This is a genomic window from Lactiplantibacillus brownii, from assembly GCF_031085375.1.
GTDB classification, from domain to species: Bacteria; Bacillota; Bacilli; order Lactobacillales; family Lactobacillaceae; genus Lactiplantibacillus; species Lactiplantibacillus brownii.
Genome location: NZ_JAVCWF010000001.1, coordinates 2,914,948 through 2,929,620 on the forward strand (window position 1 = coordinate 2,914,948; position 14,673 = coordinate 2,929,620).

13 protein-coding genes are annotated in these 14,673 nt (G+C 42.3%); 5 read left to right on the plus strand and 8 right to left on the minus strand.

All coding sequences use genetic code 11. The features are described from left to right. Nucleotides 1-29 precede the first annotated feature (29 nt). Nucleotides 30-878 (minus strand): PRD domain-containing protein, encoded by an 849-nt coding sequence (locus RA086_RS13615; RefSeq protein WP_308704490.1) that lies wholly within the window; start codon nucleotides 876-878, stop codon nucleotides 30-32. 136 nt (nucleotides 879-1,014) lie between these two features. Between RA086_RS13615 and RA086_RS13620 the strand changes: the two genes are divergently transcribed. Both RA086_RS13620 and RA086_RS13625 read left to right on the plus strand, forming a co-directional pair. Then, a complete protein-coding gene (locus RA086_RS13620; RefSeq protein WP_308702118.1) occupies nucleotides 1,015-2,253 on the plus strand; it encodes an ISL3-like element IS1165 family transposase in 1,239 nt (412 codons plus the stop codon). 528 nt (nucleotides 2,254-2,781) lie between these two features. Next, a complete protein-coding gene (locus RA086_RS13625; protein ID WP_308704314.1) occupies nucleotides 2,782-3,408 on the plus strand; it encodes an HAD family hydrolase in 627 nt (208 codons plus the stop codon). A 104-nt stretch (nucleotides 3,409-3,512) separates the two neighbouring features. On the opposite strand, the gene RA086_RS13630 is transcribed toward RA086_RS13625, so the two are convergent. The 4 genes from RA086_RS13630 to RA086_RS13645 form a co-directional block, all read right to left on the minus strand. Beyond that, the gene (locus RA086_RS13630; protein WP_308704315.1) at nucleotides 3,513-4,403 is read right to left on the minus strand and encodes a BadF/BadG/BcrA/BcrD ATPase family protein; all 891 of its coding nucleotides are present in this window, start codon (nucleotides 4,401-4,403) and stop codon (nucleotides 3,513-3,515) included. An 18-nt stretch (nucleotides 4,404-4,421) separates the two neighbouring features. After that, on the minus strand, nucleotides 4,422-5,315 hold the full coding sequence (gene murQ / locus RA086_RS13635; protein ID WP_407659101.1) for an N-acetylmuramic acid 6-phosphate etherase: 894 nt from the start codon (nucleotides 5,313-5,315) through the stop codon (nucleotides 4,422-4,424). Nucleotides 5,316-5,549: 234 nt separating this feature from the next. Continuing rightward, nucleotides 5,550-6,650: a DUF871 domain-containing protein gene (locus RA086_RS13640; protein ID WP_308704317.1), complete on the minus strand. Its 1,101-nt coding sequence runs from the start codon at nucleotides 6,648-6,650 to the stop codon at nucleotides 5,550-5,552. A gap of 15 nt (nucleotides 6,651-6,665) precedes the next feature. After that, the gene (locus tag RA086_RS13645) at nucleotides 6,666-8,015 is read right to left on the minus strand and encodes a PTS sugar transporter subunit IIC (protein ID WP_308704318.1); all 1,350 of its coding nucleotides are present in this window, start codon (nucleotides 8,013-8,015) and stop codon (nucleotides 6,666-6,668) included. A gap of 223 nt (nucleotides 8,016-8,238) precedes the next feature. Between RA086_RS13645 and RA086_RS13650 the strand changes: the two genes are divergently transcribed. The 3 genes from RA086_RS13650 to RA086_RS13660 are packed head-to-tail and all read left to right on the plus strand — an operon-like array spanning nucleotide 8,239 to nucleotide 10,146. Beyond that, on the plus strand, nucleotides 8,239-8,970 hold the full coding sequence (locus RA086_RS13650; RefSeq protein WP_308704319.1) for a GntR family transcriptional regulator: 732 nt from the start codon (nucleotides 8,239-8,241) through the stop codon (nucleotides 8,968-8,970). 17 nt (nucleotides 8,971-8,987) lie between these two features. Further along, nucleotides 8,988-9,782 carry an alpha/beta hydrolase gene (locus RA086_RS13655; RefSeq protein ID WP_308704320.1) on the plus strand — a complete coding sequence of 265 codons (795 nt, stop codon included), beginning with the start codon at nucleotides 8,988-8,990 and terminating at the stop codon, nucleotides 9,780-9,782. Further along, nucleotides 9,775-10,146: a hypothetical protein gene (locus RA086_RS13660; protein WP_308704321.1), complete on the plus strand. Its 372-nt coding sequence runs from the start codon at nucleotides 9,775-9,777 to the stop codon at nucleotides 10,144-10,146. The genes RA086_RS13655 and RA086_RS13660 overlap by 8 nt, the downstream gene beginning before the upstream one ends. Nucleotides 10,147-10,204: 58 nt before the next feature. On the opposite strand, the gene RA086_RS13665 is transcribed toward RA086_RS13660, so the two are convergent. From RA086_RS13665 to RA086_RS13675, 3 genes are all read right to left on the minus strand, one after another. Next, entirely contained in the window at nucleotides 10,205-11,959 is a 1,755-nt protein-coding gene (locus tag RA086_RS13665) for a putative frv operon regulatory protein (protein WP_308704322.1), read from the minus strand. A gap of 3 nt (nucleotides 11,960-11,962) precedes the next feature. Then, entirely contained in the window at nucleotides 11,963-13,126 is a 1,164-nt protein-coding gene (locus RA086_RS13670) for a MalY/PatB family protein (protein WP_407659074.1), read from the minus strand. A gap of 86 nt (nucleotides 13,127-13,212) precedes the next feature. Then, complete coding sequence (locus tag RA086_RS13675; protein WP_308704323.1) at nucleotides 13,213-14,670, minus strand: PTS fructose-like transporter subunit IIBC; 1,458 nt, start codon at nucleotides 14,668-14,670, stop codon at nucleotides 13,213-13,215. Nucleotides 14,671-14,673: the final 3 nt, after the last annotated feature.

Consider the following 14,673-nt stretch of genomic DNA (forward strand, 5'->3'; position numbering starts at 1 on the left):
AACCAGTAACACACCTACTAAATCTTCGGTTATTCAGTTTTTTGACGATGCGTTACGCGCCAAATGTGCAAGGTCAAATAGACCTTGTCATCTGGTGATAACGACCAATCTGTTTTACTTTGTAAAAAGGTATCGATTCGTTCAACCGTTTCATAGGCAAACGAATACTTCACTTGCATTAATTGTAGTAACGAAGCATCTAAGTCACCGCCACCAGCATTAGTATTGGCTACTCGTTGTACCATCAGTGAGCGCAAATGTGCAACAAACCGATTGTAGTTGAACGAGTCTGGATCAAGGGTCAACTGATATTGATATTGAACAATATCGATAACTCCTGCAATTAATTTAGTGATTTTAATGGTTTCTTGGAGCTTAGAACCATCAGACGCTGCATTGACGAAGTGGTAGGTCATGAAGACCACCTCACTCTTAGGTAAAGAAATCTTAGCGCAGTCTTTAATCAATGCGACCGCTTTTTCAGCAGCTTGATATTCTTTACTAAAAAGCTTGCGCACTTCCCATCGAACCGTCCCATTGTCAACATCGATACCATCATTAGCGCGCTTGATGGCAAAATCGATATGATCGGCTAAAACAAAATATTGATAATCGCTAAAACTAAGGCCTAACAATGGTTCGACTAAATGGATGACTTTCGTGGTGATCAACAAGGCCTGTGGTTTAATATCTTTAAAACTATCAACATCGATATTGCCCTTCATCGTTGCAATAAAGCGACGCTCAATCTTGTCTTCATCGAGGGCGTCCCCCGGATGTTTGCCAAAACCGATACCCTTGCCGATTACAACCCACTCAACACTTTCGTCATCTTCCACCAGGGCAGCGTTATTATTAAAGTTCCTTAGAAATTTCAGGGTCTAGAATTTTTGGTGTTGGAAAGTATTTCCATTCCAAAAGTACTAGGCCCTTTTTGATAACAAAAAAAGCATCTAAGCCTCCCTAGTGCTATGCTTTAAGCGACTAAACTCAAGATAAGCGGGGTAGGAATAGATGTCTCAACTAGATAATACACTTAAATTACTGGGAATTACAGACACAAACATTCAGGTGTTCGGTACTCGTGAGGAATTTAATGGTCGGGGCTCGGGTCGCAAAAAGTATTTGGTCATCCAGGCAGAGCTTACCTACACACTCAGGCGCTGTCCCAGCTGTGGATACAATACGTTGCACCCTAACGGACACAAGCTCACTCATGTCCACATTTCAGGACCCATGGACCGGCCCGTAATTCTAGAGCTAAACAAGCAACGCTGGCGTTGTAGTAACTGCCATAGCACTTGTACGGCCACCACTCCAGTGGTATCAACCAACCACGCCATCGGTCACGGACTAGCGACTCATGTGCTGAAGCTAGCCAGTAAATCACTCCCGGCTAAGACTATCGCCAGTCTCACCGGTATTTCGACAAACTCAGTTCAGCGTATTTTGACGGCTAATATTCATCCACACGCGAGCCGCCGGTTACCGATTAATCTATGCTTTGATGAATTCCGTTCCACGCACGGCTCCATGTCGTTTATTTGCATTGACGCCGACACTCACAAATCAGTTAAAGTACTTAGCGACCGCCTTAATAGAACCATCAAACAGTTCTTTCTTAGTCAGTACAGCACCGTAGAACGGGCCGCGGTTCAACGCGTCATCATGGACATGAACGCCTCCTATCAGGCATTCGTGCACGAACTATTCCCTAACGCCGAACTCATTATTGATCGGTTCCACATTATTCAATTAATGGGCCGGACGATGGATACCATTCGCACTCAATGTTTAAAGCAACTCGACAAGCATTCGCGGGAATATAAAGTACTGAAATCACTATGGCGCCTATTCCACAAGGCCACCCCTGACGCACAAAAGAGCCGCTACCTCTTCGGCCTGAATGAGTACTCGACCGAACAGAACGCTATTGATATTGGAACCGATACGTTTCCGGCCTTCAAAACAGCTTATGAAACCTACATCGATCTCCACGATGCTTTGATGGGGCGTCACGCTGATGAACTCAAGAATATCATCACTAACTATCAGCCTAACGGCACGCCCCTAGATACGGCCATGCATACCCTACGAAAGAATCTTAATGGAGTAATTAATGCCGCCAAATCGTCCTACTCTAACGGACCGATAGAAGGCATCAACCGTAAGATCAAGGAGCTCAAACGTGCTTGTTATGGCTTCTCCAATCAGGCCAATATGTTCACACGCGTCTACCAGCTGATTGCCTAGATTATCTACCACAATAACGTCACGATGGTAGGCTTATTTGTTATGCCTTCAAGTACGATATTCAGACGACACACCAGATTAAACGCCGCAACTAATAAAAAAACAAAAAAGATCTCCCACACGAGGAGATCTCCAAAGGATAGAAACTATCCTTCAACACCATTTGACAAAGAGCCAAATTTCATCAACGTGCCTCCTGGATTTTAAATAAAAAAGCCTGCCACAATGTAGACCAATCCCTAAAGAAACTGGTTGTCCAAATTATAGTAGGTTTATGCCTGATCGAATCAGTAACACGCTTTTATTTATACTTGTTATACTAGCAGGCAATGTAAACGCTGTCAACAATTATTTTATCTTTTTGATTTTCACCTAAAAAGACTATACCAATTTTTAAAATGTTAAGACAATTATTGTCTTGATAGCTGCCAACTGATAACCACCCAAAATTTTTATTGCCATTTCACCGTTATGGTCGTGTTAAACTGACATAGACAAACTTTTATCTCGAAAGGATCAATTCATAATATGGCTTATAAAACAATTTTATTTGATGTCGACAACACCTTGATCGACTCCGCAACCATCGCAGCAACTGTTTTCCATGAAGTTGCCGCAAACTATGGCTTAGCAGTCCCAGCAAAAACAATCCGTGGTTTAGTTGGCATCCCTACCGAAAAAATCATCCAACAACTCAAACTTACTCACGCTACCGAAATTAATCGGGACTTTACTAGCGAAATTGGCACTCATAAAGATGAACTCCGCTTATTTGATGGCATCCATGAAACCTGGGACAAATTACTGGCAATCGGCCTACAAATTGGTGTCGTTACCTCGCGCACGACTGCGGAAGTCAAAAGCGATTTGGGCAACTTCCCGGAAATCACAAATCTACCTATTATCGTGACCGCCGACAAAACGACCGAACATAAACCCAGCGGTGCGCCACTGGAATATGCTATCCAGCAATACAACTTGATTAAGGCTGAAACCATGTATGTCGGCGATACTATTTATGATTTACAATCCGCTCTAAATGCTGGCATTGATTTCGCTAGTGCCACCTGGGGTGCACTAGCTTCAACTGACTTTTCTAAAGCAACTTATCAGCCCGAAGAACCGACTGATTTACTAAAAATTGTCAAAATTTAATTTATCCACATTTTGAAGTAATCAGTTCTCTAAAAGCACCCCCCAATCGATCTTGACCAATCAGTAAAAGTGCCGTCGGAATTAAACTTTCGGCGGCACTTTTGTTAGTTTTTGTAGGCATAGACCGCCGCAATGGCATTGCTAATATCTGGTGTAATTGGTACGTAATTAAATGGTAAGGCTGACTGAGCTAATTGTTGGCGTAAAGCTTCACGATAGTAACTGCTTTTTTCTAAGACCGAGCCAGCAAACGCCAAGTTCACAGTGTCAGTTTTTGACCAGCGTCCTTTTTGACGGGCGTATAAAATGGTCTGTGCTAAACCTGCGACAGCAGTTTGCACGATTGCCACGGCGTGGGGATCGTGATCAGCGGCTTGAGCTAAGACAAATGGTGCTAGCCTAGCCACATGACCCTTGTCCCACTGATAAAAATGATCGATTAATTCAAAAATTGATTTTAATTTTAATTGGGCTAGTAACGCCTGACTAAATGGCGAAATAGTCCCCGCATCAGTCTCAGTAGTCAATTGTTGAACAGCAAGCCGACTGAGATGATAGCCACTGCCCTCATCACCAAGCAAGTGCCCCCAACCACCGGCACTGAATTGTCGTCGGCCATTGGTTCCACTGACCACAGAACCTGTTCCAGCAATGGTGACCAAGCCAGGTTTACCCTGTAGCTTGGCGAGTTGAGCAAGTTGGGCATCGTTCATTAAGTTGATTTGTGGTACAGGAACGTTTAACCGTTGCCGAAATCGCTCAATAAAAGGGTAGGCCCGTAAGCCAGCAATTCCAATTGTCACCGCCTGACAAGTTCCATCTAACTTAGCTAATAATTGTTGTAACGCATTACGCGTATTGTTAAGTGCCCGTAAATCGTCGACCATTAGATTGGCCGGTCCTGTTACGACCTTGGCAATGGGGTGGCCGGATAATTGATAGGCGATGGCTGTGGTATTAGTGCCGCCACAGTCAACCCCAATAACATAATCCATTAGCAATTCCTCCTTGATTTAAAGCGCGTCGCGAACGATTCCGGCAGCTTTCGTCAGCCGTTCACGGGCTGTAGTGGCATCAACTTGGGCTAACGCCATGACAATTGCCGTTTTAACATCATGACCAGCTGAGTCAAATAGTTCAGCCGCTGTGGTGGCATCAACACCCGTAGCCAATTCAATAATATGTTTAGCCCGAATAACAAGTTTCTCATTAGTTGGTTTTACATCTACCATTAAGTTATGATACACCTTACCGATTTTGACCATTGAAATCGTCGATAACATATTCAAAACCATTTTTTCGGCTGTCCCAGCTTTTAACCGTGTTGACCCAGACAAAACTTCCGGACCAGGCGTCACTTCAATCGCAACCTTGGCAATGGCGCTAACGGCTGCGTGCTGATTGCAGGCAAGGCTAATCGTTGCTGCACCAATATCATTAGCATAGTTTAAAGCGCCAATGACATAAGGGGTACGACCACTAGCAGCAATTCCAACTACCGCATCATGTGCTGTTAGTTGTAGCGCCTTTAAGTCTTGCGTACCAAGTGTTAACGAGTCTTCGGCCCCTTCAACGGCGACAGTCATCGCTTTTTGGCCACCCGCAATAATGCCGCGGACCATGGCTGGATCGGTGCCAAATGTTGGCACACATTCAGCGGCATCTAACACGCCCAAACGGCCACTGGTTCCAGCTCCCATATAGATTAAGCGACCACCAGCTTTAAACGCCGAAACGATTAAGCCGACCGCTTGAGAAATTGCTGGAATTTGTGTTTGGACGCTTTGGCTGACTTTGGCATCCTCTTGATTCATTAACTTGACGATATCAGGAATCGTCATTTGATCCAAATCAGCACTGGCCGGATTACGACTTTCGGTCGTTAATTGGTTGATACTTTTCACAATTTCTATGCTCCCTTTTTTGTTTGATTTTTGTTGCGTCGCAAATTTTGGTGAACAGCGTTGGGGATCATTGACCAAAACATGTTCGAACTAACTGCGTCTTATACGCTGTGACCATTCAGAATGGCCGCGGCATAATTATTGGCCGGGCAATATTCAAAAATACCCGTTGTCTCTCACACTCTGACACAAAAGAAGAGCCACGGCAACTATCGCCGCAGCTCCCCCAGCTGACTGTCATTTGTTAGCTTGCACATCCTCAAACCGAAACTTCATCCATGGCCGGATGTACGGGATTAGGAATTGTTCATCAGCGACTAAATGGCCGACAACGTTTTTATGCTGATCAATATTAGGCATCGTTTGTTTGACAATGTTGACTTCACCTTTATATTGGCCAAAAGTATCATTCCCAATAACCACATCGCCGGGTTGCAAGGTCGCGACGGGATGGTTGACTGGAATCGATTGGTCCTTATATTGTAACTTCACAAAAGTAGACCGCACACTGTAACTGTTAACATCACCCCGATTGAAATGTTGATGATCTAATAGGATCTCCCGTTCCAATGGGGTCGCAGTGGCGTCAAAATCAACGGCTAAACTTAATTGTGCCTGATTGAGCTGGCTTAACTGCTTTAATTCATCATCACTAGCAAATTGATTACTAATTAAGACGTCGTCAATTAAACCAGTGGCAAATAAATGCTTAGCTTGCACAACAATTGGTAAGTCACGGTGCATTTCCAAAGTCGGTAAGCCGTCGTTAAACGGATGTGGTCCGGTGGTTGCGACTTGTGACGTGACAAAAGCCGCCGTCTTCAACCCCATTTTGCGATACTTTTCGGTACATTTGGTAAAAAAGTCTAGGTCCAAACCAGTAAAACGTTGTGGATAGAAGTTGTGACAACCACTAAGACGCCGCTTATTTGGTAAGTAAGACATAATATTACCAATGTTACCGGTATCGACCGACAAGTTTAACTCGATGTCCAAGCCCGAATCTTCGTAACTCATCATAGCTTCGGTTGAGCCATCAAAGTTCGCATCTAGACGAATGGCACTGGCCCCCAAAGTTTTAAACAAGCCAAGATGGTGGTAATCAACGCCTAACGTATCAAACAAGCGCGGGTTAGCGTCAATCGTGACAAACATACCTAAATCGTTAGCAACCGTAAACACTTTTTTAAATTGTGCTAGAATATGATCTTTATTTTCAGGTGTAACGTCTAACAAACTGGCGAAGACCCGCTTGAAACCGTAACTAGCAGCTGTTTTTAAATAAGCAATACTTTGTTCAGTCGGTGCTTTTGTCGGATAAACTGAAATTCCTAACATAACCCTTTAACCCTCTTATTCCGCTGAGGCCGCATTAGCAGCCGTAGCTTTAGCTGCATCTTCAGCAGCAGCTTTTTGTTCGCTCTTTAATTGGTTTCGATCCCAAATCTTGAAGAATGGGTAGTAGATAAAGGTCGCCATGACAATGTTAATAGTACATAGAACAGCGGCCCGCCAGTCCCAAGCAGTTGCCATTAAAGCCCCAATTGGTCCCGGTAAGGTCCATGGAACTAAGGCTACCGTTCGGCTGACCATATGAGTAATAGTCGCAAACCAAGTCAGAATCCCCATTGCTAATGGCGCTAAAACGAATGGAATCGCGAAATAAGGATTCATGACAATTGGTACCCCGAAGATAACAGGTTCGTTAATGTTAAAAATCCCTGGAATAATCGTGACTTTCCCAATCGTCTTCCCATAACTGGACTTGGAGAAGAAAGCTAATAAAATACATAGTGATAAGGTTGCCCCGGCACCACCAACATAGACGAACCACTGGAAAAATTGTTCCGTCATGAAATGTGGTGCAGTGGCAGCAGTAGCAGTCCCTTTAGACAACGCAGCAATGTTTGCATTCAGGTTCGGGTACCATAGTGGCCAGAAAATTGGCGTAGCTAAAGCAGCCCCGTGAATCCCAAACAACCAAACAATATCAGTTAACAAAATTGGCACAATTACTGAAATCAGGTTATCTTTCCCAAAGTAAGCTAATGGGCTGAAAACCCATTGTAGAAAAGCGTTAACGTCAAAGTTAAACCCAACGTGGATTGTCCAAGCGGCAACAATTAAAAAGGTAGCTGGAATTAAGGCTGAAAATGACGCCGCCACAGCTGGTGGTACCCCGTCTGGTAAAGAAATAACCAGATGATGGTCACGGCATAGACGGGTAATTTCCGCCGTGGCAATCCCAGCTAACATCGCTGTGAATAGCCCAGCAGCCCCAAAGTTTGTCAATGGTACCACAGTCGCGGCAGCTTTTAAGCCCAAGACCTTCATCGCGGCAGGAGTCGTCGCCGGAATTGGCTTGACGGCTAAGAGCAAGAATACCATGACTGAAACAACCCCGGTTGAAATTCGATCAAAATTATAGCCTTCCGCTAATCGCCCTGCAATCGCAAAGGCTGCGTAAATGGCCATAAACCCCATTGAAAAATTAATTGGAATAGCTAAACCAGCAGCATAGGGTTTGATGAAATTGGTCCAAGCAGTAATTGGTAACTGTGTCAGAATTGTAAAGAATGACCCCACAATCGCAACTGGAATAATGACCGCCATCCCATCACGAATTGCCCGTAAATAACGGTTTGCGGCAATTTTACTCATGACTGCAACGGTCTTGTCTTTCCATGAACTTGATTGATCCATCAGAAACTCATCTCCTTAATAATTTTAAGAACCCCAAAAGGCTTGATTGGCAAGCCTCCTAGTTTATAAAAGTTAATGCATTAACTTGAATTCAGTGGCTAGTATAGCATATTATATTAACAAGGTTAACGCTTCCATTGCTTTTAATATTGCAAAGTGCCATAATCAGCCTGTAAGTATAGACATTTAATGTGTTAAGTTGAAACCGGCAGAGGTGAACAAGTTGAGTCTTAAAGAACCAATCTATCAAACCATTTTAAATGCATTAATTTCGGAATTAAATTCCAACCGATTTAAGAAGAACGCCCTGTTTTATAGCGAAAAAGAATTAAGGGAAAAGTATCAAGTCAGTTCAACAACAGTTGTGCGTGTGCTGAATATGCTAGCTGATCAGGGCTATATTCATCGGATTCAAGGCAAAGGTAGCTTTGTCTCCAAGTTTAATCGTGGGACGGCAGTTAAGATCACGGATACTCACGCCTATGATTTAGATGATGAAGAAGTGGCTGTCTTAGTTGTGAACGACACGACGCCACAATCGGTGCGTACTAAATTTGCCGCGACAACGCCAACTTGGTACTTTGAACGGTTGCGTGAGATTCAACAAGTGCCCTTCGAATATTCACAATCTTGGTATTTAAAATCGCTACTGCCACCAGCAAGCGTGCGGCGTCCTCGGTTGATTCACTCGTTATATGCCTTGATTCGCAAGTACGCAAAACTCGATTTGGCACAACAACCGTTTGAACAAGAATACGCCGTGACAGTTGTGCCTGACCAACGTGTGGCTGACTATTTACATGTGAGCCTAAACGCACCCGTGGTAAAAGTTGAACGCTGGGTCTTTCAGGATAATCAAGTTTTAGAATATACATTGAGTTACTTATTGCCAAACTATTTTGGCTTACATCTGACGAGTGCAACACAGCCACGACTAGCCAGTGATATTTATTAAGCAAGGAGAATTGTGTGATGTCGATTCATAGTAATAACTTTTTTTCTAACGTGCTACGCCGACAAGCGACGGTTAACGTGATCTTGCCAGAACCACTGGGAGCTGATGGACAAGTCTTACCCGCGTACACGCAGGGACCACAACTATTGCCGACAATTTGGTTATTACATGGCCTGGGGGGCGACGCCACAACCTGGCTACGGCGAACTAATATCGAGTTATTAGCTACACAATATCGGGTAGCGGTGGTCATGCCACAAACTGAACGGGGCTTCTATACCAATATGGTACACGGACCACAGTACTGGAACTTTTTGACCCAAGAATTACCGGCACGGATGCAGTATGTATTTCCGTTAGCGACCGATCGTGCTCATAATTATGTCATGGGTAATTCGATGGGTGGCTATGCAGCTTTGCGATGGGCATTAAGCGCACCAGCCAAGTTTTCGGCAGTGGCATCACTCTCACCCGTTGCCGACCTAGTGCGGTTCTGTACGGAACAGGCAGCGATTATGCCCGATTTTGATTTGGCTTTTGACCCACAACACTTGGCCAATTCACCAGCTAGTTTGTCTTATTTATTAGCTCATTATCAGCCGGTTGATCCTGGATTACGTGTCTTAGCAACAACTGGTGATGCGGATATTTTGCGGTCAATGGATGACGCACTACGGCCACAACTGGCAGCCAAATTTGGGACCGACTTTACATGGCAAGAACAAGCCGGTCATCACGATTGGCAATTATGGAATCAACAATTACCAGCAGCATTACACTGGTTACTGAAGGGAAGTTGGCAAGTTGTCTAATTTTAAACCGAAATTACGCCATTATAATTTATGGAAACAAACTGGACTCGCGTTATTACCACTATTGTTAGCAGTGATCGCGTATCCACTATTACCCACCAAGATTTTTGTGCCGACCTCCATTAGTAGCTTGGACCCATGGGGAATTCGCAGCAATATTTTTATTTATCCCCTATTTTGTTTCGCACTATGGCTCTTAGCATGGGCATTTATTTACTTTAATCGGCTCTATGAAAAGAACTTGAAAATCACACACCAAGCCTATAAGCCATTAGAAAATTACTATATCTGGGGTTGCTGGGTCATCGACGCCTTGGCAATAATAATGGTTTTGATTCAAATTTTTGTGACAATGGCACACTAGCTAAAAGTTGACAATTAAAATAACCCAGCAATCATTTCTGAATTGCTGGGTCATTTTTTTACATATCACTCAATAGATCGATTACTTGTTGATAATCTAATAGTTTCTCCAATTGGGTAATACTCAAATTCTTTATTTTATTATAAATATATCCAAAAACCTGACCACTATCTTGGCGATCTTGATTGGCCAACACTAAAATCATGAGATAAATCGGTTTCCCACCAATTTTTATTTCACCATCAAATGAAATTGCAAATAACTCGTATGAATCGACCAATACCGCAGAAGCATGCGGTATCGAGATGTGATTTAGAATTAACTGATTGCCAGCATCCTCTCGAGCAATTAACGCTTTAACCTGATCAGTCGTCAATAATCCAGCTTCATTAAATTTGGCCGCCCCATCACGCAAAACATGCTTCGCATGATGATATCGACCTGATAATCGGACAAAGTGGCTTTTCGGGAAAAAATTCGTTAAATTTTCTTGGATGTAACTTTCACTACTGAGGTTTTTTAATCGATTCAATTCATTTTGACTGATTACACCATTAAAAGTACTGTCAAAATGAACTGGAATTTTCAAATCATTCGCATACAAACCATTACCAATGATCAAATCAAAATCGATGTAAGACAACTGTGTCTCCAATTGCTCCTTTGAGAAGACCATTTCAATATCTAAATTAGGAACCTGCTCACTAATGATCATCTTGTTGATATTGGCCACCGATTGCCGAGTTGCATACATTAAAGTTCGTACATCACGAGCAATCGGCGTTTCAATCGCACGTAAAACATACAATGCAATATATTCATCATCAATCTGTACTTTTTCAAATGCTGCTTGTAGCATTTTAGTTAAATCAAATGCAAAATCAAACGCAAATGGATTCTGAATTTTAAGATACCTGATTTGCTCTGACAACGAATCAGGCACAAAAGTCGGAAACATTGAACTGCGACAAAGATGGTTAAAAATCTCTTCCGCAAAATGATTATTTAGAGTATCTAAGGTATAGCGCGTTTTTGTCGCTTCTATGGCATTATGCACCTGTCGAATCGTTAAACTATTCAGCAAACTAATTTTAGTCTCAAAAAAATTAGTTAAAACACTGGCCACTTCAAGCCTGACATCATGTTGAATTAACGTATCAAGCAACTTTTGATTTGATACCCTGATAGTTTGAGTCGCAATAAGGCAGCAGGCCAATATCTGTGCCTGCAATTGATTCTCAGTCAAATAATCAAATAAGCGTTCTGGCATTGCTTGTCGTATGATTTTTGCCGGTGTATTTATATCAGGACTGATTTGCTTTTGCTTCAATTGATTTGCAACCAATTGTCGGTTATCCAAAATTAAGGCGGCTAACACATCAATCCTAGAGATATGTGCGATTTCAATGGCGATTCCAATTCTTGGACGCAGATTGATTGTCAAAACGTTTTTAAATTGTCTATTAATCTTTTCAATACTATTTAAAATGTTTTGCCGTGATAAAAACGTCTTCTCCCCCAATTCGGCCATGCTGATATTTGGCTGCGTTAACAGATAAAATAAGACCAGATTGCTTTCATTATTCACCCGCATGAGTAATTGATTGAAATTGGCAGTATTCAAAATCAACAAGTGATACTTTTTAATACTCTCCACTGAACCAACTTTTTCATCTGCCAGAATAGCATTAATACGTGCAACATCGCGAACCACCGTTCGTCTAGAAGTCGCTAGCAAAGTTGCTAATTCTTCCCCGGAAAGGTCATGTTCCTGCAACAGTAAAATGATTCTTAATTCTCGTGAATTCAGCATATTTTACGAACGGATACCCTGCTCCATTCTTTTCAGTCCCTCCTGTAATTTCGAGATTGGACAAGCGATGTTCATCCGCAAATAATGACTGTCCCCGTATGTTTTGCCAGGCATTATTCCAACTCGACCACGATTAATTAGCTTATCTTGTAATTCTGCAGAGGTTAACCCTAATTTGGAAACATCCATCCAAGCTAAGTATGTCGCTTGTGGCTGTTTAAACTCAATTTCAGGCAATCGCGTCTGGACAAAATTAGTTAAAAAGTCAAAATTATTTTGAAGATAACCAATTAATTGTAACAAATAGTCAGCCCCCGTGTTATAGGCAGCGATTTGTGACTCAATCCCAAAAATACTTGCGGATGAGAGCGCATTTTTTTGTTTTAGTTCAAGTAGAAATGATTCTCGTAACGTTTCATCTGGTTCAAACAAGTACGATCCAATCAATCCTGGTGTATTAAAAGTCTTAGTTGCTGAACAACATAAAACAACTTCCTTTTGCGTATACGCAGTAATTGGCGTGTACACCGCACTAGGGAATACCATATCTTTATGAATATCATCAGATATGATAAATACATGATATTGTTGGCATAGGCTCACAATTTGTCGCAATTCATCAGCTGAAAATACTTTGCCCGTAGGATTATGTGGATTGGTGATCAACATAATTTTCGTATTGTCTTGAGCCAACACTGTTTCAAGTGAATCCCAATCAATTTGATAATTTTGTTGTGCGCTACCCAACCTGATTGGCAATAATAGACGCTGATTATCTTCAATCACATGGTAAAAAGCATCATACATCGGTGTGAAAACGGCGACACCATCGCCAATTTCTGACTTCATACGGATAAACGTCGCAATTGAAAAAACAACGCTCGGACTATATAAAATCCATTCTGGATTCAGCTCATAGTTATTCTGGCTCTGAAACCAGTTAACAATACTATTTTTATAGTCATCATGATTCCAACGTGTATACCCGTATATTGGATGTTCAATACGCTTTTTTAAGGCATCTTGAACACCAACTGGCACCGGAAAATCAGTATCTGAAATAGAAAATGGTAAAATGTCGGATCGACCAAACCGGTCCTGAATGTAGTCCCATTGTGTACTGTACGTCCCTTTACGATTAATAACCTGGTCAAAATTATATTTCATGATTGATACTCCCTAATGATATAAATAAACAGACATGCGGTTAAACATGCCTGTTAGTTGTTATTTTTTTAAGCGGCATGTATTGATTATTTATCTTCAACCTGTGCGAGCTTTTCCTGTTCTTTCTTTTCGCGACGCTTCAGCCAAGCAGACTTGAAGGTAATGATAAAGAATACGTTCAAAAACAGACCAATTGCCAATGAAAGATAGAACCAATACCATGGCTTTTCCAAGCCAATCAACGGATCAAAGATCCCAATTCCGGGCGCCATCCGTTGCACGTTCAACATAATTGTAATCGCACCAGTAATCCCACCTGCTAGTGTGTTAGCTGCAATCATTGGTAACGGCGCCGCTAACGCATATGGAATAGCTGGTTCAGTCGCGACAGTCATCCCAACTAAGAACGAACTCCAACTTGCTGCACGTTCTTGTTTTGAGAATAGGCTTGGACGAATCCAAGTCGCAATTGCCGCAGCCATTGGTGGCAATAAAGTAACTACCCCAACAATTCCATACCAATTGTAAACACCGGAACTCAATAGTGAAAAGCTAAAGAACCAGGCTGTTTTGTTGATGGGACCACCCATATCAAAAGCCAACATACAGCCAACTAAGAAACCACCACCGAGTTTCATGGAAGTTGGAATATTCTTCAAGAATGCCAGTAAGACGCTCATCAACCAACCCATAAATGGTCCTAATAAATAATAGGTTAATAGTCCAAAGACCAATAATGTCACAAACGGAATAATCATGAAGCCTAAGATAGACTGGAAATTTTTACCCAGCTTAACTTTCTTGAAGTATTTAACGAAGTACCCAATCGATAAACCAACCACAATTGCGCCTAAGAAACCGGCCCCAGATTGAGTTCCAAGCAAATCAGTATCATTCGCCAAGTAAGTGACTAAGAAAGCTGGTGCAAAGGCTGGTTTATCACCGATTGCAAACGCGATGTAAGCCCCCATGATTGGAATCATAAATTGGAATCCCAGATTACCAATACTAGTGATCACCCACGCTAACGAAGGTTCAACACCTTTCGCTAATGCTGTATTGGGCATCCCAAATTGGACCATCATACTGCCGATAGCAATTAGCAAACCACCACCGATAACAAATGGTAGCGCCGCTGAAACGCCAGCCATCAAGTAGCTCATCACACCATCAGTTACAGCATCTTGTTCACTACCTAGCTTCACTTTAGAAACTTCAAAAACTTTTGCACGATCTTCAATATCGTCAAAAATTGTATCAATTTCTTTTAAAGCTTCTGATACAGGTAACTCCACAACCTTCTTGCCATTAAATCGCTGTTTATCTTCATCGGTCATCCCTTTGCCCAAGGCTAAGATAACGTAATCAGCCGCCGCAATTTGATCTGGTGTTAATTTATTTTCAACCCCACTAGCACCTTGCGTTTCAACATGAACCTCATAACCTAATGATTTTGCCTTTTCTTCAAGTGCTTCAGCAACCATGTAGGTATGGGCAATGCCGGCTGGACAATTAGTCACAGCAACAATCTTTAAATCGGCCATATA

Bases quoted from the DNA above. Each gene is read 5' to 3' on its own strand.
- RA086_RS13665 (WP_308704322.1), bottom strand. From the start codon at position 11,959: ATGCTGAATTCACGAGAATTAAGAATCATTTTACTGTTGCAGGAACAT.
- RA086_RS13655 (WP_308704320.1), top strand. From the start codon at position 8,988: ATGTCGATTCATAGTAATAACTTTTTTTCTAACGTGCTACGCCGACAA.
- RA086_RS13620 (WP_308702118.1), top strand. From the start codon at position 1,015: ATGTCTCAACTAGATAATACACTTAAATTACTGGGAATTACAGACACA.
- RA086_RS13640 (WP_308704317.1), bottom strand. From the start codon at position 6,650: ATGTTAGGAATTTCAGTTTATCCGACAAAAGCACCGACTGAACAAAGT.
- RA086_RS13625 (WP_308704314.1), top strand. From the start codon at position 2,782: ATGGCTTATAAAACAATTTTATTTGATGTCGACAACACCTTGATCGAC.
- RA086_RS13675 (WP_308704323.1), bottom strand. From the start codon at position 14,670: ATGGCCGATTTAAAGATTGTTGCTGTGACTAATTGTCCAGCCGGCATT.
- RA086_RS13630 (WP_308704315.1), bottom strand. From the start codon at position 4,403: ATGGATTATGTTATTGGGGTTGACTGTGGCGGCACTAATACCACAGCC.
- RA086_RS13670 (WP_407659074.1), bottom strand. From the start codon at position 13,126: ATGAAATATAATTTTGACCAGGTTATTAATCGTAAAGGGACGTACAGT.
- RA086_RS13645 (WP_308704318.1), bottom strand. From the start codon at position 8,015: ATGGATCAATCAAGTTCATGGAAAGACAAGACCGTTGCAGTCATGAGT.